The organism is Paenibacillus solani, from assembly GCF_001277345.1.
In the GTDB taxonomy this organism is placed as follows: Bacteria; Bacillota; Bacilli; order Paenibacillales; family Paenibacillaceae; genus Paenibacillus_AQ; species Paenibacillus_AQ solani.
Genome location: NZ_LIUT01000003.1, coordinates 545,294 through 571,743, shown reverse-complemented (window position 1 = coordinate 571,743; position 26,450 = coordinate 545,294). Strand labels below are relative to the sequence as shown.

The following is a 26,450-nucleotide window of genomic DNA, read 5'->3' as shown; positions in this document are numbered from 1 at the left end:
GAATGTAGTAGTAATGACGGCTCTCCAATTATTGAGGGCCGTCATTTATTATTTATGGTCCAGTCATTTTCATTGAATTGAAGTATGAATTCCAGAATTTCAATGCAAAAGAACCGACTTCGAAACTTCAGTTTTGTGATAGAATAGAGGAAGTCTATTTTTGGGCGACAGGGGGAGCATAAACGATGCGCATGACCAATTTTTTGCATTTTACAGAGAATCACCGTTACTGCGTATACCGTGACTTCTGTTTAAGCGGCCTGGATGACAAAATGCTTGGTTCGATTTATCAACCGATGGTTGGTGCATTTGCGGTCAGTCTGTACCGTCTTCTCGTATCGCATGTGCCGATGGAGAAGGTGGGGTATTCAGCAATCGAGCAGCAGCGGCGACTGTTCTTGACACTGGGCCTAGAGCCAAGTGAAAAAGGACGCCGCTATCTCATCGAGCAGACCTCCAAGCTGGAGGCGGTCGGGTTATTGCAGACCAGCCGGATGTTCGTTCCAGAAACGGACGACCATGTTTACGAATATGAACTGCAGGCACCGCTAAGCCCTGCAGAATTCTTTAATACACAGCATCTGACGCTGCTGCTTCGCGACATGGTGGGGAAATTCGCAGTTCTGTCACTGCGGGAAGAGCTGTGGAGCAAGGAACCCCTTGAATGGTCTGGTATTTCTTTGAACAAGGAGAACATTTCAGTTCCCTTCTATGATATTTTTGAGTTGAATACGCATGTTATCGACTATGAACTCGAGCAAGCACTGGAAGAGGTGGCAGTCTCACGCAAGCCCATCGTGCCGTCGAGTCACCAAGGCGAGGGATTGAACTATGCGGACATTATTCTTCGCTTTCCGCGTGAATCTCGCAATCGGGTCTTTGTTGAGCGACTGCGCTATGATCACGAACAGATGGGCATCGTCAATTACGTTGTGCGAAAATACGATCTGAGCATACAGGATTTATGTCGTCTGCTTGATGAAGACGGGATCTTTACCGAGCACGGCGAGGTCGTGCTGGATGATCTGCAGCATAAGGCCAGTCTTCATTTCCGGCAGGGCATGAAGATGCAGGAGCAGCGGCAGATTACGGCTGGCAAAGTGGTGGCTCTGCATCAGGAATTGATGGCTGATCCGGATGAGCCTGTCCAGGAGCATGCGGTTCAGATGGAATATTATGTAGAGGTTCCGGCTCAATTTCAATCCAAATGTGATATTCACCAATATAATATGATGCTTCGCAACGAACCTTATACCCGGCTCCTGCAGACATTTTTCCCGGGTTCAGTTCCAGCTCAATTTCTTGATATTTTCGAAAAAATTGATCTGAGCTATAAGCTGCCGGGTGAAGTCATTAATGTGCTCATTCATTATCTGATGTCCTTAATGGCCGCAGGTGGCGAGCAGCGAATCAACCGCAATTTCGTGGAGGCCATTGCTTCCAATATGCTTCTGAAACAGATAAACAGTTATGAGAAAGCCGTTCAATATATAAGGGATCAAGCCAAGATGAAAGGCAAGCAGAAGGCAGGCACACAGCGTACGCGTACATACGCTGCAGGCGGTAAGGTGAAACCGGAAATTCCAGTGGCTCTGGAGACTGACCAGGGTGAGGCCGTATCGGATGAAGAATTCGAAGCCATGATGCGATTTGCAGCAGAAATGCAGGCTGGTAATCATAAAGGCGGATAACTACAGATGTTTATGAGAGGAGGGAATTGGAAATGGAGTCCCTTGGCGAATTGCTGCAAAGTATGAAAAGTCCCGCCCTCCGGCAAAGAACCGAGCGGATCACGGAGGATTTACTGCGGAATCCGTTGATACAAGCTTTGCGGAGTGAATATCCGGAGATCGATGACCGAGTCATACGACTGAATCTAAGTAAATTGTATCAATATGCCGGAGACCAGGCCCACTGTCGGGAATGTCCTGGGCTGGAGCATTGTCCGAATGACTTCCAGGGACATTTCAGCAAGCTCGATATCCAGCGGATGAATGGGACGGTGGAGATTTATGAGCGGAAGACGCCTTGTTCCCTACAGGTTGCAAAAACGAATGAAGATAAAATCAAGAAGCGGATCCGCAGCTTCTATGTTGATGAACATGCCTTGAACGAAGGTTATGACAACATGGAGATTATGGCAAAAGACCGATTGCGGGCGCCAGCGGTGCACCAGGTCTTCAAGTATATTAAGGATACGAAGGAGAACGGCTTGTCCCCGCGGGGCTTGTATCTAACAGGCTCGTTCGGTACCGGAAAAACCTATCTGATGGGTTATTTGATGCATGAGCTTGCAAAAGCGGGTCACTCAGGTGTGATCGTATATATGCCGGATTTCGTGGAAGATTTGAAAACGATGATGCAGGACGGTCAGAAGCTCAAGGATATGGTCGAGACGATGAAGCATTGCGATTTGCTCATTTTTGACGACATCGGAGCTGAGAATTTGAATCCTTGGGTTCGGGACCATGTCCTTGGTTCCATTCTGAATTTCCGAATGAACCGACTCCCGACCTTCTATACGTCGAACTATCCGCTTGATGGACTTGAACAGCATCTTAGCTTTACGAGCAAGGATGGCGAGGAGATGCACAAAGGCCAGCGATTGATGAACCGGATTGCGCCTTTTGTGGATGTCGTTCATTTATTCGGAGAGAATCAGAGAGGGAAGTTTTAATACCATAACAGCGCAGCTCCTCCGTGGGGAGGGGCCTCCTTAGGGAGTAAAACGTTAAAAAGTCTGATCCTGTTAGCGTAAGGAACGCTATAGGATCAGACTTTTTATGTGCGCACAAGGAGTCATCCGTAATTAGCCAACCAAGAACTTGATGATGACAAATCCGAAAAAGATGACGGTCATAAAACCGAACATCCCAATGAAGCCCATCATCAAATCACCAAAGTCATTGCGCGGCTCTTCATTGATATGCTCCCGTGGATCGTTAATACGTACATTTACATCCATGGTGCTTGCCTCCTCCATAGGTGAACATGCCGAATGAACAAGAGAAAAAAATTGACAGTTCCCCGACTTGTTACTAGTAGTATACCCAAAGGTCAAATCATTTGTAAAGATTGCGTGAAAAACCTGAATGCAGCTCTTTCTTAAGGTGAGTATATTTCACTTTTTCTGGTGCGTTGTGGTATACTAAATTCGTCGACTCATTCGACAAATATGCATCGCACTATACCTGATCTTATCCTGTGAGGAGGAGAATACAATGGCTATCGTCAATGTTACCGATCAAACCTTCGTGAATGAAGTTGAAGGCCAAGGAACGGTTGTAGTTGATTTTTGGGCGCCATGGTGCGGCCCTTGTAAAATGCTTGCTCCGATTCTGGACGAATTGTCTTCGGAACTCGGTGATGATGTAAAAATTGCAAAAGTAAACGTGGATGAGAATCCTGAATCCGCGGCACGCTTCGGTGTGATGAGCATTCCGACCATGATCTTCTTTAAAGACGGCCAGCCTGTCGATAAAGTAGTAGGTCTGAACTCCAAAGAAGCCCTGAAGGGCATCATTGCAAAACATCAATAAGCAGGACGCTTCATCATCTGCTTTCATACAGCGCCTTCGGTGTAACCCGGAGGCGCTTTGTGTGGTTACTATAATATACAATCTCCTTGGAGAGGAGGATGAGTATGGATGACTTTGCTAACCAGCTTCAGGAGCAGGAGAAGGCCATGGAGAATATCCGCCATAAGCTGGCATTGCTTCCGGACCAGCCGGGCTGTTACCTGATGAAGAATCGGGAAGGTACGATTATTTATGTGGGCAAGGCCAAGGTGCTGAAGAACCGGGTTCGCTCTTATTTTACCGGCAGCCATAATGGAAAAACCCAGATGCTTGTTTCGGAGATCCGTGATTTTGAATATATTGTAACAGGCAGCAACATGGAAGCTCTGATACTGGAATGTAATCTGATCAAAACCCATCAGCCGAGATTTAATGTGCTGCTGAAGGATGATAAAACCTATCCATACCTTAAAATAACGAATGAAGAGCATCCCCGACTGGAAGTGACCAGAAGGGTGCTTAAAGATAAAGCCAAGTATTTTGGCCCTTACCCGAACGCTTATGCTGCACAGCAGACCAAAAAACTGCTCGACCGAATGTATCCTTTGCGCAAATGCGGTGTTATGCCCAAAGAAGTCTGCCTGTACTATCATATGGGGCAGTGCCTGGCACCATGCGAGAAGAAAGTGCCGGAGAATGCATATGAAGAGATTAAGGGAGAGATCACTTCTTTCTTGAGCGGCGGTCATGAAGAGATCAAGAAGGAACTGCAGCGCAAGATGCAGGAGGCTGCGGAGGAGCTGTATTTTGAACGAGCCAAGGAGCTTCGAGACCAGATCATTCATATCGATACCTTAATGGAGAAGCAGAAGATAACGACAACGGATACCCGGGACCGGGATGTATTCGGTTATGCTGTGGATAAAGGCTGGATGTGTGTGCAAATTCTGTACATGCGTCAGGGAAAAATGGTGCAGCGTAACAAGTCGGTTTTTCCATTCTATGGTGATGCGCACAGCGACTTTATGTCATTTGTTGCCCAGTATTACAGTGACAATCCGGCACTGCCGCAGGAAATCCTGCTGCCGGGCCCGCTGCTTCTGGAGGAAGCTGATTCAGGTAAGGCAATGGAAACCTCTGCCGATGTTGAAGGTGAGCGCACCTCAGAGCTTATAAACGAATCGCAGGAGCAGGCTCCTTCGGTCTCATCCGAAGAGCAGGAGGCGCTTGTCGAAGCTCAAGAGAAGAAAGCAGAGGCAGCAGGCATCGTGGATGCTGCTGGAGGCGCAGCCGCCTTGCAGGAATGGCTCGGTGTGAAGGTGCTTGTGCCGCAGCGCGGCTTGAAGAAACAGATGGTAGGCATGGCAATAGATAATGCGAAGGTGTCTTTGGATGAGAAATTCCGTTTAATTGAACGTGATGAAGAACGGACCTCGGTCGCTGCAGCCAATCTGGGTGAAGTGATCGGGCTTGAATCATTAAACCGGATTGAGGCGTTCGATAACTCCAACATTCAGGGAACCAATCCAGTATCGGCCATGGTCGTATTCACGAACGGAAAACCGGATAAGAAAGAATATCGTAAATATAAGATCCGCTCTGTCATTGGACCGGATGATTATGATACGATGCGGGAAGTGATCCGGCGGCGGTACGAACGCGTGTTGAAAGAGAACTTGCCGCTTCCCGACCTCATCGTAGTCGATGGAGGGAAGGGACAAATCTCCGCAGCCATCGATGTATTGGAGAATGAGCTGGGGTTATTCATTCCGGTGTGCGGGCTTGTGAAGGATGCCAAGCATAAAACAGCTCAGCTGATGGTTGGAGATCCGCCTGAGCCGGTTAATCTGCCCCGGGACAGCCAGGAGTTCTATTTACTGCAGCGTATTCAGGATGAGGTTCACCGTTTTGCGATTTCCTTTCACCGCGAACAGCGGGGCAAATCGATGGTGTCCTCCAAGCTGGATTCCATCCCAGGCATTGGGGAGAAACGCCGCAAAATGCTGCTGAAGCATTTTGGCTCCATCAAAAAAATAAAAGAGGCTTCAGTCGAAGACTTCAAGCCCCTTTCAATCGGTGAGAAATTAGCAACGGATATTCTTAATGCACTTCGTGAGGAGGAGTCGTAATATACGGCTTCTCTTTTTTTGTTGGATTAAATCGATAGATCACATATGCGACAATTGCCGGCAGCACCATATAGAAGACCCCTGTCAGCATATTAGCTGTATCTTTAAGCATGATCAGGCTGATGCCCATCAAGATGCTGTTGAAGATGACATGGGAGAACATGGCCGCTAAATAACCGTATTTCAGGAAGATGTAGCTGAACAGCAAGCCGATAATGACCAGCTCAATAGGTCTGGAAATGACCGGGTAAATAGGATATAGAGTGTGCCCCAGCGCCCAGATGAGCGAGGTAATCAAGCTCGCCACAAAGGTATTGCGGACGATTTTCTTCACCATTTTGATACCAAACAGCCGATAGACGGCCTCCTCGGATATGCCGGCCAGCCAGGCCATTAGCGGGAACATCCAAGGGTAGAGCATATTATAAGGCGATTGCGTGGCATCTGTGGTGGACCATGTATTCAAGGTGAGACTCAAAACGATAAAGATGATGGATTGGATGCCTAGCAGAATTAAAGCCCATACATATCCCAGCTTCATACTGTTTAGTACATAATGTCCGTATCCGGGTTCTTTGGCACGCGGCCAAGGATTGAGTCCGTCCTCTTTTTTCCACAGTCCGTTGCCGCCCACAAGAGAGAAATAGAGCAGCGCCGAGAAAATGAGTGAATAGATCGCATAGAAAATCATCATCCCGATTAAGCCGGTTTGGGACATGCCTTGGGCTTTGAAAACCGGAATCAGATTATACGTATTCAGCATCTGTATGACGAACAGCAGCGCCGACAGAAACAGGCCGCGCTTAAACGATGTGTGGGCTCTGGTCTTCACGCTGTAGACAATCGCAAGAATGCCAAGAATAAGGGTGAATAGGCCATACCCTGCCAGCGTCAGCCACGTTGCATTCTTAGTCTGCTTGTTGACATAAGCCGAATGGGATGCCGGAACGGAGAAAAGCGGCTCATAGGAACGCAGCTTCCCATTTTCGAAGGTAAATCGGAGCTCAAGAGCAGAATCGCCGATTTTGGATTCCCGGTCCACATACTGGAGCCTTGGTTCCCCTTCCTTCGTAATCCGTTCAAGATGCTGCAGGTCGTAACCCGCCCGCTGGAGCCAAGGCTCAGCAAGCGCCTCTTTCTCGGCCAGTGTCAGGCCATCTTCGGCAATAAGAAGCATCTGCTTCTGTACATCTCCTTTGTTCAGCTCGATCCGGTCATAACTGGAGCGGGCGTAATCATAGGAGAAGCCGACGATACCTGAATTTTGCATATGCACGTCCACGTTCAGCGCATCACCTCCCGGCTCACTCAAGCGAACACGATATACGTCATAGGGATATTTGGCTTCATAAGTCTTGTTATATTCCTGAAGCTTCTTAACCTTAGCTAAATAGCCGTAAAGCTCGGATTTCGATTGATATGTAACCAAGGCTTCATCCGGGTCCACAGCCGAAAACTGGAGCTGCTCCGAAGCAAATCTTAAAGCTGCTTGCTGAGCCTGTTCCTTGGATATGATATCCGGCGATGCCATCTCGGCAGATTCGGGACTGAAGGTTGGAAAAACCTGAAATAACAGGAACAGTATCAGGCCGATTGCGGCAGGCACAAAAAGCTGTTTGAGATTGGGTTCCAGCTTCAAGGGCTCTCTTGCACGATTCATGAAATTCCTCCTCATAAAGAAAGTTGAGATTCTACAGATATTCGAGTGGCCTGATTTCAGGAACACATTAACACATAAAGTCAATATAACATAGTTATGAAGGTCATAAGCAGCTTATCCCAGTTTGAGAAATATTGAAATAAATCGATGAAAATCAATGAAAGATTTCGAAAACGTTAGAGAACCCTATGCTTGTATTCTTGTATATGCCCAATTCGCGTCCTTTTAAAGATTTTTTGGGTGAAAAAGGGCGTTGGGTTACGTTTCAGATTGCGTTATAATCACATCATGCTTTACGGAAAGTACAAGGAACTGAATATGCCAGCCGAATTTCGTATTGAAAATGGGGGAACCATGTAATTGGGGTGAATTTCATGATTCGTAAGGAGCATGAATAGGGCGGCCTGTGGATATGCCCGAACCCGTCAGCTAACCTCGTAGGCTGCAGCACAGGAACCAGACCTTAGGGGCACTGCGTTTTCCAGTGTCTTTTTTCGTTGATTTTTTTTAAGAAGGTGACCGATTGAACGAGAAATTAAAATGGCTCAGATTATCTCCTCCGCGCATTCTCGTGCTTGGCTTTGCAGCGATTATCCTGCTTGGGACTGCGCTGTTAATGCTGCCGATTTCAACGCGAACGGGGGAGTCTCTAGGATTCATAGATGCATTGTTCACCTCGACATCAGCAACATGTGTGACGGGTCTGGTTGTGGTAGATACAGCGACGACATTCAGTTACTTCGGAGAATTTGTGATCATGCTGCTGATTCAGATCGGCGGCCTTGGATTTATGACGATGGCGACTCTGTTTGCACTGGCATTCAAGAGACGTATATCCCTCAAGGACCGACTTATTCTGCAAGAAGCGATGAATCAGTCCTCCATGGAAGGCATCGTAAGACTCATTCGCAGGGTATTGTTGTATTCGCTCATTATCGAAGCTTGCAGCGCAGTTATACTCATGATTCGCTTTGCGTTTGACATGCCGCTCGGGCAGGCGATTTATTATGGCATTTTTCATGCTGTTTCGATGTTTAACAATGCCGGATTTGATTTGTTCGGCGATTATCGGAGTTTGACCGGATATGTGTATGATCCGGTGGTCAATATTGTAGTTATATTTTTGATTGTATCCGGCGGTATTGGTTTTATTGTGCTGTCTGATCTGATCGATTTCCGGAAGCAGCGGAAATTGTCCCTGCAATCCAAAGTTGTGCTCACCACGACAGCTGCATTGCTGCTGGTTGGATTTATCATCATTTTTATTTTTGAATTTACGAATCCAAGAACGCTTGGTTCTCTGAACTGGGGCGGGAAATTCTTTGGTGCGATGTTCCAATCCGTAACGCCGCGAACTGCAGGCGCGAATACGATAGATATAACCGGTCTTAGACAGGCCACGCAATTTTTCATTGTTATCCTAATGTTTATCGGAGCATCTCCGGGATCAACAGGGGGCGGCATCAAGACAACCACCTTTACCATTATGGTCGGAGCGGTCATCGCCATGATGCGGGGGCGCGAGGACATCGTTATGTTCCGCTACCGCTTGGCCCAGGAACGGGTGTTAAAGGCGCTGACCATTGTATTATTGGCACTTCTGCTTATTCTTACGGTATCGATGATTCTGTCGACGACAGAAGAAGGGGATTTTCTGAAGATTTTATTTGAAACCACATCCGCTTTTGGAACAGTGGGTCTCTCCATGGGCTTAACGCCTGATTTGACCGTGTTTGGCAAGATCATGATCAGCCTTACCATGTTTGTAGGGCGATTGGGGCCATTGACGCTTGCTTATGCACTTGGGCGTAGAAAGGGTAAAGAATTGTATCGTCATCCGGAAGGCAAAATGATTATTGGATAAGGAGCATGGAGAGACATGAAACCAAAGCAATTTGCAATCATCGGTTTGGGACGCTTTGGCGCAAGCCTCGGACTCGAACTGATGGAACAGGGCTATGAGGTGCTCGGTATCGACCGGAACGAAGAGGTCGTCGAAGATATGAGCGAGCTGCTGACACATACGGTGGTAGCGGATGCTACAGATGAAGAGGTGCTTAAATCGCTTGGCATCCGCAACTTCGATTGCGGGATCGTTGCCATAGGCAACGATATCCAAATGAGCATCCTGTCGGCCATCCTGTTGAAAGAGCTGGGTGTAGGCATGGTCGTTGCCAAGGCGATATCCGTGCTCCACGGTCGGGCGCTGGAGAGACTGGGTGTGGACCGGGTTATTTTTCCGGAGCGGGACATGGGCATCCGGGTAGCTCACCAGCTTGTAACGCCCAATCTGCTTGATTATATCGAGCTGTCAAAGGAGTACAGCATCGTAGAGTTAAGTGTGCCCCAATGTCTTGACGGCAAGATGCTGGGTGAGATCAACCGGCGCGTGAATTACAGCTGCACCATCGTCGCTATCCAAAAGCAGACAGGGGTCATTGTTGCTCCTACCGCGATGGATGTGCTGAACGCCGGAGATATTATGGTCATGATCGGTGATAATGATAATATTGATAGATTTGAGGCTGTCATTAACGAGGATGAGTAGCGATAAGAAGGAACGGTCAAGCAATTTCTTATTACGGCAGATGAAGTCGGAGATGAACATGGATGGCTCCCATAAACAAATGAGGAACGAACCACTAGATTCCTTCTAGGGTTCGTTCTTTTGTTAGGCAAAAAGCAGTTTATTTATTCATGTTTTTCCGATATTCGCTTGGTGTAATGCCCTCTTTGCCTTTAAAGGCGCGAATAAATGTATTTCTGTTATTGAAGCCGACAGCTTCCCAGATGTCCCCGATTTTGCGGTCGGATTGAGATAGCAGCTCTTTGGCTCTACGAATTCTAAGATCCAGTAAATATTCCTGGAAGCCCATGCCAAGCTCTCTTTTTAGTAGACGGGACATATACTGCGCGGAAGTATTGTACTTCTGGGCTAGCATTTCCAAATGAATATCCTCGTAATAATGCCCGTCTATGAAGGCTTTGAAGGAACCGACGTCAAATTTGAGCGTTTCGCTGGACAAGCTTGAAACCGTGTCAAAATAGGAGAAAATGGATTCCGTGATTTGATCTACGGATAAGGACTCATTAGAAAGAATAAAACTCGTATACAGATTGCTGGTTTCCTCATCCAAATCCTTGTCCCGCTGCTTCAGAACCTGGAGGCCGATCATATAAAATCTCATGTACAGCTCCTTGAGCAGTGAAGGAGAAATACGTGCAGCCAAGTTTTGATCGATAATTTTCTTTAACAGATCATGCATTTCCTCCTTCTTATCAGATAAGAGCAGATTGAACAGCCGATTCTCGTCATCTCTGCTTAGCAAATATCGCATCACGCCCGGTTCCTGGTCTATATCCGTGTATGTATAAACGCGCTTTCCATCGAATGGAGAAATGCGCCAGAGCGCCTTCATCGCTTGAATATATGACTGGCGCATCCCTTTATATCCATGGCCCACGCTTCCGATTCCGGCATGAACTCTGAGGAAGTCCTCATCCGTACGGAACAGCTCCACAATATCCTCGCAATACCGCTGATAGAACTCCTGAGAGGTCCCCTCCGGTACGTTAGCGAGCAAGCAGAACAAATGGGCATCCATCTCCAGAAAGTAGCAGGGATGATCTGCGGGCAGCAGCGCCTTTAAAAGGCTTGTAAGCATTCTCGAAGAATCGCTCTGAAAGGATTCACTGAACGAATGATAGAAAGGCTTCCGGAAATTGAACTGGAAGACGGTGATGATAAAATGGTCGTGTTCAAATGAAAAGCTGCTATTATGCGGATGGATTTCGATGCTGACATCATCATACAGGTAGTTATATTTCAGCATTTTTACCAGGGACTGCTCATTTGCTAGTGGAAGCGCGTAGGAAAGCTGCTGATTAAGCGATTGTACATTGTTCATAATCCGGCCAATCTCATCATTCAGGTATTTAAATTCATTGTTACGCGGGCCATTCAGCCGATCTACGAGCGATTTAATCGGGGCATACAGATTCTTGCTGAAAGCCACCGACAAGATCAAGGAGAGAAGGAAAGTGAATATCGTCGACCAAGTCCTCAATTTCTCCAGATTGCTTAGACTGCTGCGGATTTCATTTTCCGGCACAGCGGCGATCATGACGACATCGTTATAGAAAAAATTTGTGTTGAGGGTGATTACCCTCATTTTTTGTTCACGATAGTTTACTGGTGCCCCGGTATCCGAGGTTCTAAGAAGACTGGACATGAATGCCTGCAACTCCGAATTACGGACAAAATCGGCTTCAGAGGAAGACAGCATCGTCCCTTCCTTATCGGCAATGAACAATATGCTGCCCGGCGTTAATTTGTAATCTTGCAGCAGTCGCACTATGGCTTGAGCATTCAGGTTGATAACATACAGATTGTTGGACCAATATTCCGCAATCTTAGTCTGAACAATCGGGATAATGACCTTGTCTACATTCTTTGTTGTTCCGCTGATCTGTGAGGGGGGCAAAATGGAGAACAACTGGTTGCTGGTATGATTCGATTTCCAGAAATCGGCGGGATACTCCTCAAACCGGTACACCTTATCATAGAAGAAAGAGGCCGAGAAGGTACCTTCATTGCTAATAATAAGGTCGTCTTTCTTTTTGTAAATATAAGCGCTGTCAATAAATGAATCAAAATATTTAATCCTCGCTAAGGATCTAACGCTTTGGCTAATGTCGGCGTATTTAGATATATCTTTGTTGTCTTCTTCCTCGGAGAAGACACTCAGAATGCTTCGGTCAAGCGCAAGCAAAAAGTTGGATTGATATATCCCCTCAAACAGATGGTTAAGAGAAGAAGCCACGTTAGAGAGAGAGCTGATGTAGTTGGTTTCGATGTGGCTCTGCACATACTGCAAATACATATTGTAAGTTGCGAAATTAATGATTTGAATAAACAAGGATATGGAGACAAACAAAATGATGAACCGAAAAAAGATACTTTGGAAACCAACCTTCCATATGTTAGTCACCCGCCCCATTCCTTAAACCCACCTTTCTTATCCAGCCACCTGACATCCGTCCCGAGTTATTCGTTGCTTAGACACAAAGAGTATTATGGATGCGCTTTCTTGTCAACGAGTCAAGCTATTCATTAAGCAAATAGGTAGAAAAGTGTTACAAGATTATTTTTTGTGACTTTGAAGAAGTAGATTCGTGTGACATTCGGCTTGATTTGGCTGTAGTAAGCGGTTTTCGGATGTGTTTGGATAATGGAAGATTACAAAGAAGGAGGTTGGTATGCGGGTGAGTCCATATTTCAAACGCTACAAAGCGTATTACATCATGCTCATACTGCCAATTGTTTATTTCATTATTTTCAGATACGGGCCAATTATCGGTAACGTGCTCGCCTTTAGAAAGTATGTACCGGGCGGGTCAATATACGGGGAGGAATGGGTCGGACTTCAGTACTTCAAAATGTTCTGGAATGACCCCAGCTTCTGGAAGGCGTTTCAGAATACGATTCTCCTGAGCGTTATGAATTTGGCTATTACGTTTACGCTCCCCATTCTATTTGCACTTCTGCTGAATGAAATTTTGAATAAGAAGATCAAGACCGTGATTCAGACGATCTCTTATTTCCCGAATTTCGTCGCAGTTGTCGTTGTCGTGGGCATGCTGAAGGAAATTCTGTCTCCCACGAGCGGGATCGTGAATTCCTTTTTGGGGTATTTTGGGATCGACCCCATCTTTTTTGTTAACGAGCCTGGCTGGTTCCGGACCATCTACATCTCATCCGACATCTGGCAGTTCATGGGCTGGAATGCCATCATCTATACTGCAGCTCTCTCCTCGGTGGATACACAGTTATATGAAGCGGCAGAGATGGATGGCGCCGGGAGATGGCGGCAAACGTTAAGTGTAACGATTCCACAGATTCTGCCGACGATCTCCGTTGTGCTGATCATCTCCCTAGGTTCCATGCTGATGCTTGGATTTGAAAAGGTGTTATTGCTGTATACGCCTAGCAACTCCGTAACGAGTGAAATTATCGACACATTCGTCTTCCGTATGGGCTTGCAGAATAACAATTACAGCTACGCTACAGCCGTAGGCCTGTTTGGCGGGTTAATCGGACTCGTGCTCGTCTCGGCGGGCAACTATATTTCAAGAAAAATATCCGGCTTTTCATTGTATTAGCAGGAGGGAGGATAACTGCAATGCTATACCGACGTTCACTAGGGTTCAAATGGTTCATGGTTATTAATTCAGTCATTATGCTCCTTCTTGTAGCCGCTATCTTAATTCCGTTTCTTCATCTTCTTTCCGTCTCATTAAGCCATTCCAGCGCAGTCGTGGGAGGAAAGGTAGGAATATGGCCCAAAGGCTTCAATCTGGATGCGTATGTTCGCGTTTTTGAGCATCCGAGTATTATCGTTGGGTTCAAAAACTCTATTTTTCAAACCGTGTTGGGTACGACGCTTAGTTTGTTCATGCTGACGATTTGTGCTTATCCCCTGTCAAAAAGAACACTTAAGGGCCGTAAACTGCTTATCCTCTTCATAATGTTTACTATGTTTTTCAGCGGAGGCTTGATTCCAACCTATATGCTGGTCAAGAGTCTGGGGCTGTTAGACACCATTTGGGCTATCGTACTCCCCTTCAGTATTACGCCTTATTATTTGCTGCTGATGATGACTTATTTTGGAGGGATTCCCGAAGAGATTGAAGAATCTGCGATGCTTGACGGATTAGGACCTTTTCGTATCCTTGTAAAAATTGTGCTTCCGTTGTCTAAGCCGATTTTAGCGGCGCTTACCTTGTTCCTCATTGTGTATTACTGGAACAACTGGTTCAATTCAATGATTTATCTGAACAACACGGATAAGCATCCGGTTATGATGATTGTTCGCAATATTATCTCGGGATCAGAACTGGCGGGAAATGCCGCCGCGGTTGGCGACATCGGAAACAGTGTATCGACGGCATCGCTTAAGGCGGCCGCGATTATGTCAACTACGCTTCCAATCATGCTTATATTCCCTTTCACACAGAAGTATTTTGCCAAGGGAGTTATGATCGGCTCCGTTAAGGGATGAAGGCAGTTTTAAACGCAGGCTCAGCCTGAACAGCTTTAATGATAGATTAATATCAATCAAAGGGAGGCAGTTGAACAATGAAAGAGGTACAAGGCAAAAGAGCAAGCAGGTGGTTTGCCAAGGGAGCCGCGCTTACGCTGGCGATGTCGTTAGTTTTATCCGCATGCTCAGGCTCTGGCACGAAGGACAAAGGAGGTGCGGCTACAGAAAAAGCCGGTGATGGGCCTGTCACGATTACGATGATGTATGACGATAATCCGTCCTATCCCTTCAATGCGTCCTGGCCTGTATTGCAGGAATTTCAAAAGCAGGCGAATGTGAAGCTGGAGATCCAGCCGACACCCGACGCTGATTACCAGAACAAGCTGAATATTGTTCTCAGTTCAGGCACCGCTCCGGACCTTATCAGCTCCGTCGGACACCCTGTCTATATGAAATTCGCTCAAACCGGGGTATTACTGCCGATCAGCGATTATATGGACAAACTGCCAAATTTGAAGGAAAAACTGGAGAAATACAATATTTCCGAGGAACTCGACAACTGGACGTTGAAGGATGGCAAGTTGTATGGGCTGCCTTTTATGTTCGAATCGGCGATGTATAACACGGCTCCGGTCATACGTGTAGATTTGCTCAAAAAATACAATCTCGAAGCTCCAACAACGATGGACGAGCTGTACACGGTATTGAAAAAGCTGAAGGAGGCTGATCCCAACAGTTATCCGATGGCCAACCTCAACGGAGCGCTCGGCTTGTTGAACTTGTCAGGGGCTGCATGGGGTGTCGGACCTGTCTATAACGGTTTCTTGTTCAATTCTGAATCAAACCAGTTCGAATATGCATATACAAGCGAGAATTATAAACAATACTTGTCCTTCTTTAGTCGTTTAATGGAGGATGGATTGGCGGATCCGGAGATTTTTACTTCCAGCACGGATCAGTGGAAGCAGAAAATGGCGACAGGACAAAGCGTATTCACCTATACCTGGATCAGCGAGTTAGGCCAGATTAATGCGGATGGCAAGAAGAATGTAACGCCGGATTTTGAGCTTGCTCCACTTCCGCCGATTGCCGGACCGGGCGGAGTCAAGGGGCCTTCTGCACAGCGCATCAACTTCGCTTATGCCATTCCGGAGAGCGCGGCTAAAAAGCCGAACTTTGACAAGCTGCTGGAATACGTGAACTGGATGTATAGCGATGAGGCTATCAATATAGGAACCTGGGGTATTGATGGCGAAACGTTTATGGAGAAGGACGGCCAGCGGGATTTCACCGATGCTGTGAAGGAAAGCGGCAGCATCCAGAAGGCATTATGGAATGTGGGTGCTTCCAACAACAACTTTACTACGGTATTTACATATGACTGGTTTTCTAAGGTGTTGAACAATCCGCTTGTTGAATCCCTAACAGATGAAGCGAATCAGAAGAATTGGTTCCCTGCCGTTGCCAAAGTTCCGAAGCTGACTCCTGAAGACAAGGAAGAAGAGACGATGAGAAATACAACCGTTCATGATTACTTCATGAGAATGCAGGAACAGTTCGTCTATGGTAAATCTTCGATCGATAAGGACTGGGACAATTACGTGCAGGAAATTAACGAAAAAGGTGTTACCAGATTGCTTGAAATTTATAACAATACATTGAAGTAAGCAAGTAATGGGAGACAGCCTCTTGCTATTTATCAAGGGGCTGTCTCGATATGAGGATCCGGATCAAGACAACAGTAGGGGGGCGAGAGCCATGAAGGTAGGTATCGAGCTGCATCACGGTTATTTAAGGGATGAATATATGTCTGTTGAGCAAGTGCTCCAGAAAGCGAAAGCCGATGGTTACGAGGGAGTGTATTATAAATCCCCATTCTATGTATCCAAGACATTGGATATCGGTGCTTTAAGGGCAGCAAGTCAATGCGCTCAGCAGCTTGAGATGTTCCTCGATTTTGGCATCGGGCGGGTTAACCCTTATAATACGACGGAATCGCCGGAGATTTGGATGCTGGGCGGAGGCGACTATAAGCTGGCGATGGAGAAGCAAATCTACGCAGCTGCGGAGATGGGTGCAAAGGAGCTTATCGGAGTGACCGCAGGGTGGCGTGGAGAGCACACCGGATATTTTGTGAACGATCGTTTCCGGACAGATGTCACCTGGGAAGAGCAGCTGCAAGCAACAACCCGCTTTTTGAAGCGGCTGGCACCAGTGCTGAGGGACGCCGGATCGCGGATCAATCTTGAGACGCACGAGGAAATCACTTCTTATGAAGTGCTGCGCATGATTGAGGAGGTGGGAGACGATGTGCTCGGCGTTGCCTTTGATACGGCCAATGTGCTGTCCCGGGCCGAAGATCCAGTAGCTGTTGCCAGACGGGCTGCGCCATATATTCATCAGATGCATGCGAAGGATGGTATTTTATATTTTTCGGAGAACGGGCTGGTGCGCCAGTTGAAGGCTTCCGGTCAAGGGATCGTTGACTACAAGACGATCTTTGCGGAGATTGGCAAGGTTAATCCCGAACTTCATGTCCAGGTTGAAGATCACAAGGGATTGATGCATGTTGATATTTTTGTTGAGGAGTGGAGGAACGTTCACCCTGATCTTAACATGGCAGAAGTGACGGAGCTGGTCAGATTGGCAATGCTCTGCGAGCAGAAAATAGCTTCGGGAGAATGGATGAAGCCGGATGTATACGAGGCGATCAGTTACTGGGATGAGATGGACGACAGGCTGGAGTCATCCCGGAAGTACCTTCAGCAGGTGCTAAGGGAGCTTGGATTAGCTGGTTGAATATAACTTAAACTTTAAGGAGGCGTGTGGAATGAAAGAGGAGATTCGTGTAATCGTCATCGGGGCACATCCGGATGAACCGGACATTTATGCAGGTGGAACGGCAGCATTATTCGCGGAGTTGGGGCATCGGGTGAAATTTTTGTCTCTGACAGACGGCTGCTGTGGGCATTATTCGATGACTCGCACAGAGCTGGTCAAGCGGCGGAGGCAGGAAGCCGAGGACGCGGCGAAGAGGCTTGGAATTGACGAATACGAAGTGCTGCATACGCCGGATGGAGAACTGCTTCCCACCCTTGAGGTCCGTAACGAGGTCATTCGGCAGATTAGAAATTGGAAAGCGGATGTGGTCATTACCTTTCATCCTGAAGGAGGAGCACATCCCGATAACCGTTACGCTGGAAAGGTAGTTGGCGATGCCATTCCACTCACTGCCAAGACGCCGAATGCCGTTACGGAAGCTGCTGCGCTGAATCAAAGCCCCGTTGTGCTGTTAATGCCTGATTATTCAATGAAACAGCACTATTCGGCAGATCTTGTCATTGATATTGAGCCCGTTCTGGAGAAGAAGCTCCTTGCATGCGATGCTCATGCTTCCCAGTTCTATGAATTTGCTCCGTGGCAGGGCGGTTTCCTGGGCGAGGTGCCTGAGAGTTGGGAGGACAAAAAGAGTTTCCTGTTGAAGTACTGGGCCGAATTTATGAACGTCTCCGAAGAAATGAGACCGGCGCTTGAGTACGGATATGGCAAGGAGCATATGAAAAAGGTTCGTTATGCAGAACCATTTGAAATTGCTTCTTATGGTCGCCGCCCTAGCGGCGCAGAATTGCAGCGAATGTTCCCGATGCTGGGACTATCGACCGCAGATTAAGCAGGAGGAAACATGCTGCTTGCTGCAATTGCCGCCGCCGTCATGTTCGTTCTCCAGTCCTTATGTCTTAAACGGCTGCCGGATCCACAAAACAACCGGGCATCATTCGGACTTATAGCAGCTTACTGCTCTCTTATCGCCATTGGTTTGTGGGTATGGTCTTTATTTACCGCAGAGATGGCGGCCAGCACGATGACGTGGCTGCTCGGCTCTCTTTACGGTGTTGTCTTTACTTCAACAATGTTCTGCTACACGCGCGCGATGAATACCGGCCCGCTTTCGTATTCTTCCTTTTATTTCTCTGCAAGTCTCATGGTTCCTGTTCTGGCCAGCATGACAATATGGCAGGAGAAGGCTGGAATTATGAGATGGATCGGACTGATCCTGTTTCTCCTTTCTTTTTACTTCATCCAGATTTATGGCAAACACCGGGAAAATGCGGGCAAGACAGACAAGCGCTGGCTTGCTTATTGCCTGCTTGCTTTTCTCTTCAATGGACTTATTCCCGTGGTTGCAAAAACGCATCAATTGCTGATGGGCGGCCGTGAAGCGGCAGAACTGACGCTGGTCGGCTTCACCGTGGCGGCACTTTGTTCCCTGCTTGGATGGATGGTATGCGGCGGGTACAGCGGAATTAGGAATTCGGGAGAATCTTCTAAAATAATCCCGGTCTATTGGCAGTCCACGCTTCTGATCATCGGTGTCGCGCTAACGACCGGTATAGGCAATGCATTGATGAATGTTCTGTCAGGCAGGCTGCCGGGTGCCTATCTTTATCCGCTTGTCAACGGGAGCATGATCATCCTGCTTACGTTCGCTTCTGCCATCTTCTTTAAGGAGAAGGTGACGCGCGGGGGAGCGGCTGGAATTGCGACAGGCATTCTGGCGATCATTGCTGTCAATATATGATTTTGATTATTCAGGAAAAGGAGGTAGACTTGTGCCCAATATAGCTATGCTGAGCTGCTGGAATCACTATCATGCCAGAAGCTTCGTTAGAGATTTGGCCGATTTCCCTGATGTACGAATCAGCGCCGTCTGGGATTCCGCTATGGAGCGGGGGAAGTTTTTTGCCGAGGAATTTGGTACGGATTTCGAGCCGGATTTAGAGAGGCTGTTGGCTAGAGGAGATTTGGATGGCGTCATTATTGACTCTTCACCTGCAGAGGCCGGATCATTGATTGAGCTTGCCGCTCAAGCAGGAAAGCATGTACTCAGCGACCAAGTGCTGGCCCTTTCGTTGCAGGAAGCAAACAAGATCTCCAAATGTATTGAGCGCTTTGATATTCACTTCGCGATCGATATGTCCTTAAGGCGCTGGCCAGTCAATATAGCAGCCAAGAGAGTCGTGTCTGCAGGAATCATCGGTGACATTACCAGCCTTCGGATTCGGAATGCGCATAACGGAGCGATCGGAGAAAATCCTCTTGATTCGCGATATTTGAATACGCCATATGGCGTATTCACGGATCTTGGTGCCCATGGCTTGTATCTGTTGAGATGGCTGTTGGGACGACCGATTGCCGTAACTGCAATTGCGGCTCATTACACAGACCACCGAGCGGAGGATAATGCGGCAGCATTGTTCGAATTTCCGAATGGTGTACTGGTCATATGCGATACTAGCTACGCAGCCGATCATTCACCGTTCTCTATCGAGCTTTACGGAACATCCGGAAGCTTTCTTGGAGGAGGTATAAACGGAGTGCACCGCAAATTACTGAATCCTTCCGATAGCACGATAAGGCTGTTTGCCCCAGAAGAGAAGAAGCAGGCTTTGAATGAGGCAGCCGCGATGGGCGAAGCCGGAGAATCCACCCTTTCATTATGGCTTAAAGCCATGGAGGGAGAAGCGGGCCTGCCGAATGCTGTCCAGGATGGGATTGCACTTGCCGAGACGCTTGAAGCGCTTTATTTGTCCGCACAATCAGGGCAAAAGGTATACTTTGATAGCTTGAAAGCTTAACAGATCGTTTGTTTTTCTAAAAAAATCCTAAAAAAGCAACCGGAAGTCTTTGCTCGCGGTTGCTTTTTGCCGTTGTGTGATTTGCTTTATGCTTCACGATGTTTTCAAATCTGCTCCAGCTCCAGGGCATTGATCAGACAGCCCTTGATATCCTTAATCCAATCTTTGGTCTCTTGAGTCAGCTCCAAGCTGCTGCCATAAATAAGGCAGGTCTCCCGGCGCGTTTGCTCCAGCTCTTTCATGGGCAGAGCCACCAGTTCATTATCCTTAAGCAGTTGGGGCCTCAGATACGATTGCGGCAGGAGCGCGGCGGCTCGGCATGTCGGAAGAAGACGGACAATGGCTTCGAAGGAATCGATTTCCATTCGCACATCCGGTATGATGCCGTATCGTCCAAACAGATGATCAATCAGCTTCCGGTACCATGTTCCTTTGGAGAAAATGATCATGGGCAGCCCGTTTAAATCCTCCATGGCGGCAGGCTGTTCTCCAGCCAGGACATGGTTCCGGGGAACGACCAGCTCCAGGTGGTCCTGAAACAGGGGGATGCATTTCAAGCCCTGCTCGGAAATCGACGAGGCGACGACGCCCAGATCGACCCTTTTGTCGCGGACATAGGAGACGATTTCATGGGTTTTGCCCGTAATGAGCTTCACCTCGATGTCTGGCAATTTATTCATGAGCGCGGTGACCAGCGGGGGCAGGGTCGTCTGGATTGTTGTAAGGCTTGCTCCGAGAGTGACGACCCTTCGTTCTGCCGTTTTGAAGCGGGAAACCGACTGCAGGAAATGCTGGTGGCGCTGGCACTGCTCCATGGCGTATATGTAAGCCTCCTGACCGACGCGGGTCAGTTCCAGTCGCTTCCCTTTCCGTTCGAATAGCGCGACACCCCATTCCTCCTCAAGCTTGGCTATTTTGCGTGACAAGGCTGGCTGCGACAAATTTAGCAGCTTTGAAGCTTTGTTCATGCTGGATTGCTCAACGACCGTAGTGAATACCAGAAAATCTTCCATCATAGGTAGCATCCCTCCAAGTACTCGACGTATAGTTATATTGAAAAAGAATGATCTCTTAAATTGATCGCCTATTTAATAGAAACGTTTTGCATGTAACAATGGTTATGCATAAATGTTATAACAATTAATACGTATATTGCAATTCCATTATAAGATAAAAAGGAGTAACATGAGATATGACACAAGTTGTTCACACTATTGCCGAAATAGGCAGCTTTTTGTCGTTGCAACGGTTTTAAGCAGGACAGGTAAGTGTATTGTTCTGAGAATAAGAAAAGATTGAAAATGAAAACGCTGCACATTGGAAAGGGGAACGTCAACTGATGAAAGGGTATTATTCCAGAAAGCTTCATTCTTTACTCGGCATCATACCGCTTGGGGCATTCTTGCTCAGCCATATGATTTCCAACTTTAAAGCTTTCGAGGGTGGAAAGGAAGGCTTCGCAAGCGCGGTGAATTTTCTGAACAGCATGCCGCTGATTTTTTTCCTTGAGCTGTTCCTGATTTGGCTGCCACTTCTATATCATGGCGTCTACGGGTTATACATTGCTTATCAAGCTAATAACAACGTAGGCAACTACAACTATGAGAGAAACATCCGCTTCACGATTCAGCGGATTACAGGCGTTATTACATTCGTCTTCATCATCTGGCATATGTACGATACGCGCTTCCAGATCATGATCGGTAAAATCACGCACGATGATCTGGGCGCCACGATGCATGGCATCATGAACAACCCGGTATTGTTTGCACTGTACGTCATCGGGGTTGTATCGGCAACCTTCCACTTCGCAAACGGATTATGGGCATTCCTCGTAAGCTGGGGGATCACGGTTGGTCCGCGTGCGCAGAAGGTATCCACGTACATCTGCATGGGCTTGTTCGTATTGATGAGCGTGCTGTTTGTTCTTGCTATGACAGCATTCCGCGGTTCTGAATTTCAGGCTGCTACAGCAGCATTCGATGTAGTTAAGACAGTCTTAAGTTAAGGGGAGTGAACCAACAATGGCATCATCTAATATTATCGTAGTGGGCGGCGGTCTTGCCGGATTGATGGCAACCATCAAGGCGGCAGAAGCCGGAGCTCATGTTCATCTATTCTCACTTGTACCCGTTAAACGTTCTCACTCCGTGTGTGCGCAAGGCGGTATCAATGGAGCTGTTAATACGAAGGGTGAGGGTGACTCTCCTTGGGAGCACTTTGACGACACGGTATACGGCGGCGACTTCCTTGCGAATCAGCCACCGGTAAAAGCGATGTGTGAAGCGGCCCCGGGTATTATCCACTTGATGGACCGTATGGGCGTTATGTTTAACCGTACACCGGAAGGCTTGCTCGATTTCCGCCGTTTCGGCGGAACGAAGCGCCACCGGACGGCATTCGCCGGAGCAACCACCGGCCAGCAGCTATTGTATGCGCTGGATGAGCAGGTTCGCCGCTGGGAAACTGCAGGTCTTGTGACCAAGTACGAGAACTGGGAGTTCCTGAATGCCATCATTGATGATGAAGGCGTATGCCGCGGGATTGCTGCCCAGGATCTGCGCACGATGGAAATCAAGGCATTCAAAGCCGAGGCTGTCATTCTCGCAAGCGGTGGCCCTGGTATCATCTTCGGAAAAACAACTAACTCGGTTATCAACACGGGAACCGCAGCCAGTGCTGTATATCAACAAGGCGTTCATTATGCTAACGGTGAGTTTATCCAGATTCACCCGACAGCCATTCCTGGCGATGACAAGCTCCGCTTGATGTCGGAATCGGCACGCGGTGAAGGTGGACGGATCTGGACCTATAAAGACGGCAAGCCATGGTACTTCCTCGAAGAGAAGTATCCTGCTTACGGGAACCTGGTGCCGCGCGATATAGCAACGCGTGAAATCTTCTCCGTCTGCGTCGATATGGGACTGGGCATTAACGGCGAGAACATGGTTTACCTCGACCTGTCACATAAGGATCCTAAAGAGCTTGATGTTAAGCTCGGCGGTATCATCGAAATCTATGAGAAGTTCATGGGCGATGATCCGCGCAAAATCCCGATGAAAATCTTCCCTGCAGTCCACTATTCCATGGGCGGCATGTGGGTTGACTATAATCAAATGACTAACATTCCTGGTTTGTTTGCAGCCGGAGAATGTGAGTATCAATATCACGGCGCGAACCGTTTGGGCGCCAACTCCCTGGTCTCCGCTATTTACGGCGGTATGGTGGCCGGACCGAAGGCCATTGAATATGTCAAAGGTCTGAAGAAGTCTTCCGAGGATGTTTCCTCTACAGTATTTGATCGTGCAGCGAAAGAGCAAACGAACAAATATGAGGGACTGCTCAAGATGGAAGGAACCGAGAATGCTTACGTGATCCATAAAGAGCTCGGGGAATGGATGACCAACAATATGACGGTTGTTCGCTATAATGACAAGCTGGAAGCTACCATCAACAAAATCAAGGAATTGAAACAGCGTTACCGCAATATCAATATGACGGATACTTCCCGCTGGAATAACCAAGGCGTGGCATTCACCCGTCAATTGTGGAACATGCTGGAGCTGTCCGAAGCTATGACACTGGGAGCTCTTCTCCGGAATGAAAGCCGCGGTGCTCACTACAAGCCGGATTTCCCTGATCGTAACGATGAGGAATACCTCAAAACAACCAAAGCAACCTGGACGCCTGATGGCCCACAGATTTCATATGAAGAAGTAGATGTTTCCTTAATCCCGCCGCGTGTTCGCGACTATTCGAAAGACAAGTAAGAAGAAAGGGGGATTTACGATGTCACAAACAGCAGCCGCTTCAAAAACTGTTAAGTTTATCATTACACGTCAGGACAATCAGGAGACGAAACCCTATACCGAGGAATTCGAAATCCCGTACCGTCCCGGTATGAACGTCATTAGTGCGCTGATGGAGATTCAGCGTAATCCCAAAAATGCACAGGGTAAAGATACCGCACCCGTATGCTGGGACTCGAACTGTCTGGAAGAAGTGTGCGGAGCTTGCTCCATGGTCATTAACGGCAAGCCGCGTCAAGCTTGTGCGGCATTGATCGACAAGCTGGAGCAGCCGATTCGGATCCAGCCGATGAAGACATTCCCGGTTGTAAGAGACTTGGTGATCGACCGCAGCCGCATGTTCACTGCGCTCAAGCGTGTGAAGGCATGGATTCCGATCGACGGCACCTACGACCTGGGCCCTGGACCGAAAATGGCCGAGAAGAAGCGTCAGTGGGCTTATGAGCTCTCTAAGTGCATGACTTGCGGCGTATGTCTCGAAGCTTGTCCGAATGTCAACGAAAAAACAGACTTCATCGGACCAGCCGCTATATCTCAAGTCCGCTTGTTCAATGCTCATCCGACAGGTGAGATGAACAAGGAAGAGCGTCTGGAAGCGCTGATGCAGGATGGAGGCATTGAGGGCTGTGGTAACTCGCAGAACTGTGTGCGTTCTTGTCCGAAGGGCATCCCGCTGACAACGTCCATTGCGGAAATGAATAAAGATACAACCAAACAGCTGTTTAAGCGCTGGTTGAGCGTTTAATCGGTTTAGTTTCATCACAAGGCGTCTGACCGGAGCATGGCTTCGGTACAGACGCTTTTTTTGTTGTGTGATATCATTCCATATGTTCTACAGGATAATAGATTGAGGTGAGTCATTTGATCATCGAAAGACCGATTACGATAAGAGATATTTGTGATGACCTGGCGGCACTGGGAGTACAGAAGGGAATGACGCTACTGGTCCATTCCTCGCTTAAAAGCCTGGGCGGATGGATCGTTGGCGGTGCGGAAGCTGTCATTCTCGCACTCGAAGAGGTTCTGGGTGAAGAGGGAACGCTGGTAATGCCGACGCAATCTGCAAACCTGACGAATCCAGAGACTTGGAGGTATCCTCCGGCGGACCCGAAGTGGTGGGAGCTGATTCGCGATGAAATGCCGCCTTACGATCCGAATTTGACGGCCAGTATGGGGATGGGGATTATTGCGGAAACATTCCGCAAACAAGCAGGCGTCATCCGCAGTTTGCATCCGCATGTCTCGTTTGCAGCGCGCGGGAGGCTTGCAGAAGCATTCATGCAAACTCATGCGCTGGATTATAGCTTGGGCGAAGCCTCGCCTCTAGCACGTCTGTATGACGCAGGAGCTTATGTATTGTTGCTCGGCACGGGTTATGACAACAATACTACTTTTCATCTTGGCGAGTATCGTGCAGATTGGGCGGGAAAAAAGGTGGTTACCGCTCATGCACCGATTCGCAGAGTTCAGGGGAAAACAGAATGGGAGGCCTTTCAGGATATCAACTATCATTCAGACGATTTTGAGGAGTTGGGCACCGCTTTTGAAGCTCAATGTCCCAATGCATATAAACGTGGCCTTGTCGGCAAGGCTGATTGCGTTCTGGCAGACCAAAGATCGATGGTCGACTACGCAGTGGAGTGGTTGGAGACTAACCGTTAATATCCCTATGGCAGCAGTGCGGTTTAATGTGAGTGGCCATCAATGGGTGGTGGGATAGAGATTTCAAGTACAGAGGTGAATGGGTCCCTTGGCTTACAATAAAGATGTATCTGTCTGCTCCGACTGCCAGCGGTCTCCAGGTGCAAACATCCTCTGCTGAGGTTATATAGGATGTAAGGGTACGGCCCGGAGTTCGGGACCGAGCTAAAGGAGGGGGCCTGAACATGTCTTGGTGGATGTGGCTGCTCAATATGATTGGACTTTTGCTGTTGATCTATCTTTTCTACAGCATGGATAAAAAGTGGTCCAGCAGGCCTTTGCTGCTTGCTCCACTACTCATATATGTACTGGTGTCCGTCGAGGATTTGCTTGGCTGGATCGATCTTATGAAAGTTGTGCCAGGCGAAGGCGGCATGCGCGCCCTGATCCTGCTGTTTGCCCTAGGCTCCGTTATCTTCTATGTACTGTATATATTCGGTCAGATTGCAGACTCCGTCCATCAGCATGTAGGCATGAAAACAACCTTGGTCCGAATCAGTATGGCGGCGGGGATGTGCATCTTGTTCTTTACGATGGTATATATGTCGATCTACAAGCTGTTTGGAGGAGTTTCCTTTGAAGGCAAAAATCTCGGTGAGGATATGGTAAGTCAGTTCATCACCTTTCTGTATTTCAGCATGGCGACATTTGTCACGGTGGGATACGGCGACGTTGCGCCAGTTGATAACACTTCCCGGCTGGTTGTGGTCATGGAGATTGCTTTTAGCTTTATTACTGTGGCTTATGCCTTGTCTATGCTGGGAACGCTGCGTCAGATGTTTAAACCTGGCGGCGAAGGTTTTGAACTGGAGGGAAAGGAGGAGGGAAAGAAAGCGGTCATTCCACCGCACCGCAGAAAGCACAAAACGTTTTAAACGGGGCTGTCCCATAAGTAGGTTTGCTCACTTGACGGACAGTTCGTCAGATAAAAAAATGCGTCAAATGAAGAAATGG

At 47.9% G+C, this 26,450-nt stretch carries 22 protein-coding genes and 1 riboswitch; of the genes, 18 read left to right on the top strand and 4 right to left on the bottom strand.

Features of this window, described 5'->3' with window-relative positions; translation table 11 throughout:
- Positions 1-185: 185 nt before the first annotated feature.
- Positions 186-1,691 (top strand): replication initiation and membrane attachment family protein, encoded by a 1,506-nt coding sequence (locus AM231_RS19975; RefSeq protein WP_054404214.1) that lies wholly within the window; start codon positions 186-188, stop codon positions 1,689-1,691.
- A gap of 32 nt (positions 1,692-1,723) precedes the next feature.
- Entirely contained in the window at positions 1,724-2,677 is a 954-nt protein-coding gene (gene dnaI, locus AM231_RS19970; RefSeq protein WP_054404213.1) for a primosomal protein DnaI, read from the top strand.
- A 132-nt stretch (positions 2,678-2,809) separates the two neighbouring features.
- Here the strand turns inward: dnaI and AM231_RS28685 are convergent, their stop codons facing one another.
- The gene (locus AM231_RS28685) at positions 2,810-2,965 is read right to left on the bottom strand and encodes a YqzM family protein (RefSeq protein ID WP_106406104.1); all 156 of its coding nucleotides are present in this window, start codon (positions 2,963-2,965) and stop codon (positions 2,810-2,812) included.
- A gap of 256 nt (positions 2,966-3,221) precedes the next feature.
- On the opposite strand from AM231_RS28685, the gene trxA reads away from it, so the two are divergent.
- On the top strand, positions 3,222-3,539 hold the full coding sequence (gene trxA / locus AM231_RS19965; RefSeq protein ID WP_009592891.1) for a thioredoxin: 318 nt from the start codon (positions 3,222-3,224) through the stop codon (positions 3,537-3,539).
- A 104-nt stretch (positions 3,540-3,643) separates the two neighbouring features.
- The gene (uvrC, locus tag AM231_RS19960; RefSeq protein WP_054404212.1) at positions 3,644-5,647 is read left to right on the top strand and encodes an excinuclease ABC subunit UvrC; all 2,004 of its coding nucleotides are present in this window, start codon (positions 3,644-3,646) and stop codon (positions 5,645-5,647) included.
- On the opposite strand, the gene AM231_RS19955 is transcribed toward uvrC, so the two are convergent.
- A complete protein-coding gene (locus AM231_RS19955) occupies positions 5,619-7,307 on the bottom strand; it encodes a CPBP family intramembrane glutamic endopeptidase (RefSeq protein WP_054404211.1) in 1,689 nt (562 codons plus the stop codon). The two genes, uvrC and AM231_RS19955, sit on opposite strands and share 29 nt — an antisense overlap.
- A 313-nt stretch (positions 7,308-7,620) precedes the next feature.
- Positions 7,621-7,766, top strand: a riboswitch (cyclic di-AMP (ydaO/yuaA leader).
- 64 nt (positions 7,767-7,830) lie between these two features.
- Between AM231_RS19955 and AM231_RS19950 the strand changes: the two genes are divergently transcribed.
- Both AM231_RS19950 and AM231_RS19945 read left to right on the top strand, forming a co-directional pair.
- Positions 7,831-9,171: a TrkH family potassium uptake protein gene (locus tag AM231_RS19950; protein ID WP_054404210.1), complete on the top strand. Its 1,341-nt coding sequence runs from the start codon at positions 7,831-7,833 to the stop codon at positions 9,169-9,171.
- A gap of 15 nt (positions 9,172-9,186) precedes the next feature.
- Positions 9,187-9,855: a potassium channel family protein gene (locus AM231_RS19945; RefSeq protein WP_054404209.1), complete on the top strand. Its 669-nt coding sequence runs from the start codon at positions 9,187-9,189 to the stop codon at positions 9,853-9,855.
- 139 nt (positions 9,856-9,994) lie between these two features.
- Here AM231_RS19945 and AM231_RS19940 read toward each other — a convergent pair whose 3' ends face one another.
- Positions 9,995-12,298 carry a helix-turn-helix domain-containing protein gene (locus tag AM231_RS19940; RefSeq protein ID WP_165593443.1) on the bottom strand — a complete coding sequence of 768 codons (2,304 nt, stop codon included), beginning with the start codon at positions 12,296-12,298 and terminating at the stop codon, positions 9,995-9,997.
- 268 nt (positions 12,299-12,566) lie between these two features.
- Between AM231_RS19940 and AM231_RS19935 the strand changes: the two genes are divergently transcribed.
- The 7 genes from AM231_RS19935 (at position 12,567) to AM231_RS19905 (ending at position 19,986) form a co-directional block, all read left to right on the top strand.
- Positions 12,567-13,469 carry an ABC transporter permease gene (locus AM231_RS19935; protein WP_054404207.1) on the top strand — a complete coding sequence of 301 codons (903 nt, stop codon included), beginning with the start codon at positions 12,567-12,569 and terminating at the stop codon, positions 13,467-13,469.
- A gap of 20 nt (positions 13,470-13,489) precedes the next feature.
- Positions 13,490-14,368 carry a carbohydrate ABC transporter permease gene (locus AM231_RS19930; protein ID WP_054404206.1) on the top strand — a complete coding sequence of 293 codons (879 nt, stop codon included), beginning with the start codon at positions 13,490-13,492 and terminating at the stop codon, positions 14,366-14,368.
- A 77-nt stretch (positions 14,369-14,445) separates the two neighbouring features.
- Positions 14,446-16,017 carry an extracellular solute-binding protein gene (locus tag AM231_RS19925; protein ID WP_054404205.1) on the top strand — a complete coding sequence of 524 codons (1,572 nt, stop codon included), beginning with the start codon at positions 14,446-14,448 and terminating at the stop codon, positions 16,015-16,017.
- A 91-nt stretch (positions 16,018-16,108) separates the two neighbouring features.
- The gene (locus tag AM231_RS19920; RefSeq protein ID WP_054404204.1) at positions 16,109-17,149 is read left to right on the top strand and encodes a sugar phosphate isomerase/epimerase family protein; all 1,041 of its coding nucleotides are present in this window, start codon (positions 16,109-16,111) and stop codon (positions 17,147-17,149) included.
- 31 nt (positions 17,150-17,180) lie between these two features.
- A complete protein-coding gene (locus tag AM231_RS19915) occupies positions 17,181-18,020 on the top strand; it encodes a PIG-L deacetylase family protein (RefSeq protein WP_054404203.1) in 840 nt (279 codons plus the stop codon).
- Between the two features lie 12 nt (positions 18,021-18,032).
- Complete coding sequence (locus AM231_RS19910; protein WP_054404202.1) at positions 18,033-18,929, top strand: hypothetical protein; 897 nt, start codon at positions 18,033-18,035, stop codon at positions 18,927-18,929.
- A gap of 31 nt (positions 18,930-18,960) precedes the next feature.
- The gene (locus AM231_RS19905; RefSeq protein ID WP_054404201.1) at positions 18,961-19,986 is read left to right on the top strand and encodes a Gfo/Idh/MocA family protein; all 1,026 of its coding nucleotides are present in this window, start codon (positions 18,961-18,963) and stop codon (positions 19,984-19,986) included.
- 104 nt (positions 19,987-20,090) lie between these two features.
- Here the strand turns inward: AM231_RS19905 and AM231_RS19900 are convergent, their stop codons facing one another.
- Positions 20,091-21,002 carry a LysR family transcriptional regulator gene (locus tag AM231_RS19900; RefSeq protein ID WP_054404200.1) on the bottom strand — a complete coding sequence of 304 codons (912 nt, stop codon included), beginning with the start codon at positions 21,000-21,002 and terminating at the stop codon, positions 20,091-20,093.
- A 323-nt stretch (positions 21,003-21,325) separates the two neighbouring features.
- Here AM231_RS19900 and AM231_RS19895 point away from each other — a divergent pair, with 323 nt between their 5' ends.
- The 5 genes from AM231_RS19895 to AM231_RS19875 all read left to right on the top strand — a co-directional run bounded on the left by AM231_RS19895 (position 21,326) and on the right by AM231_RS19875 (position 26,371).
- Entirely contained in the window at positions 21,326-21,994 is a 669-nt protein-coding gene (locus tag AM231_RS19895; protein ID WP_054404199.1) for a succinate dehydrogenase cytochrome b558 subunit, read from the top strand.
- Between the two features lie 16 nt (positions 21,995-22,010).
- On the top strand, positions 22,011-23,756 hold the full coding sequence (gene sdhA, locus AM231_RS19890) for a succinate dehydrogenase flavoprotein subunit (protein WP_054404198.1): 1,746 nt from the start codon (positions 22,011-22,013) through the stop codon (positions 23,754-23,756).
- 19 nt (positions 23,757-23,775) lie between these two features.
- Positions 23,776-24,540: a succinate dehydrogenase iron-sulfur subunit gene (sdhB, locus tag AM231_RS19885; RefSeq protein ID WP_054404197.1), complete on the top strand. Its 765-nt coding sequence runs from the start codon at positions 23,776-23,778 to the stop codon at positions 24,538-24,540.
- Between the two features lie 116 nt (positions 24,541-24,656).
- Complete coding sequence (locus tag AM231_RS19880) at positions 24,657-25,457, top strand: AAC(3) family N-acetyltransferase (RefSeq protein WP_054404196.1); 801 nt, start codon at positions 24,657-24,659, stop codon at positions 25,455-25,457.
- A 224-nt stretch (positions 25,458-25,681) separates the two neighbouring features.
- Positions 25,682-26,371: a potassium channel family protein gene (locus tag AM231_RS19875; RefSeq protein WP_054404195.1), complete on the top strand. Its 690-nt coding sequence runs from the start codon at positions 25,682-25,684 to the stop codon at positions 26,369-26,371.
- Positions 26,372-26,450 lie beyond the last annotated feature (79 nt).

Coding starts and splice junctions, on each gene's coding strand:
- trxA (WP_009592891.1), top strand. CDS start 3,222: ATGGCTATCGTCAATGTTACCGATCAAACCTTCGTGAATGAAGTTGAA.
- AM231_RS19955 (WP_054404211.1), bottom strand. CDS start 7,307: ATGAATCGTGCAAGAGAGCCCTTGAAGCTGGAACCCAATCTCAAACAG.
- AM231_RS19920 (WP_054404204.1), top strand. CDS start 16,109: ATGAAGGTAGGTATCGAGCTGCATCACGGTTATTTAAGGGATGAATAT.
- AM231_RS19910 (WP_054404202.1), top strand. CDS start 18,033: ATGCTGCTTGCTGCAATTGCCGCCGCCGTCATGTTCGTTCTCCAGTCC.
- sdhB (WP_054404197.1), top strand. CDS start 23,776: ATGTCACAAACAGCAGCCGCTTCAAAAACTGTTAAGTTTATCATTACA.
- dnaI (WP_054404213.1), top strand. CDS start 1,724: ATGGAGTCCCTTGGCGAATTGCTGCAAAGTATGAAAAGTCCCGCCCTC.
- AM231_RS19930 (WP_054404206.1), top strand. CDS start 13,490: ATGCTATACCGACGTTCACTAGGGTTCAAATGGTTCATGGTTATTAAT.
- uvrC (WP_054404212.1), top strand. CDS start 3,644: ATGGATGACTTTGCTAACCAGCTTCAGGAGCAGGAGAAGGCCATGGAG.
- AM231_RS19925 (WP_054404205.1), top strand. CDS start 14,446: ATGAAAGAGGTACAAGGCAAAAGAGCAAGCAGGTGGTTTGCCAAGGGA.
- AM231_RS19895 (WP_054404199.1), top strand. CDS start 21,326: ATGAAAGGGTATTATTCCAGAAAGCTTCATTCTTTACTCGGCATCATA.
- AM231_RS19945 (WP_054404209.1), top strand. CDS start 9,187: ATGAAACCAAAGCAATTTGCAATCATCGGTTTGGGACGCTTTGGCGCA.
- AM231_RS19935 (WP_054404207.1), top strand. CDS start 12,567: ATGCGGGTGAGTCCATATTTCAAACGCTACAAAGCGTATTACATCATG.
- sdhA (WP_054404198.1), top strand. CDS start 22,011: ATGGCATCATCTAATATTATCGTAGTGGGCGGCGGTCTTGCCGGATTG.
- AM231_RS19975 (WP_054404214.1), top strand. CDS start 186: ATGCGCATGACCAATTTTTTGCATTTTACAGAGAATCACCGTTACTGC.
- AM231_RS19915 (WP_054404203.1), top strand. CDS start 17,181: ATGAAAGAGGAGATTCGTGTAATCGTCATCGGGGCACATCCGGATGAA.
- AM231_RS19875 (WP_054404195.1), top strand. CDS start 25,682: ATGTCTTGGTGGATGTGGCTGCTCAATATGATTGGACTTTTGCTGTTG.
- AM231_RS19900 (WP_054404200.1), bottom strand. CDS start 21,002: ATGATGGAAGATTTTCTGGTATTCACTACGGTCGTTGAGCAATCCAGC.
- AM231_RS28685 (WP_106406104.1), bottom strand. CDS start 2,965: ATGGATGTAAATGTACGTATTAACGATCCACGGGAGCATATCAATGAA.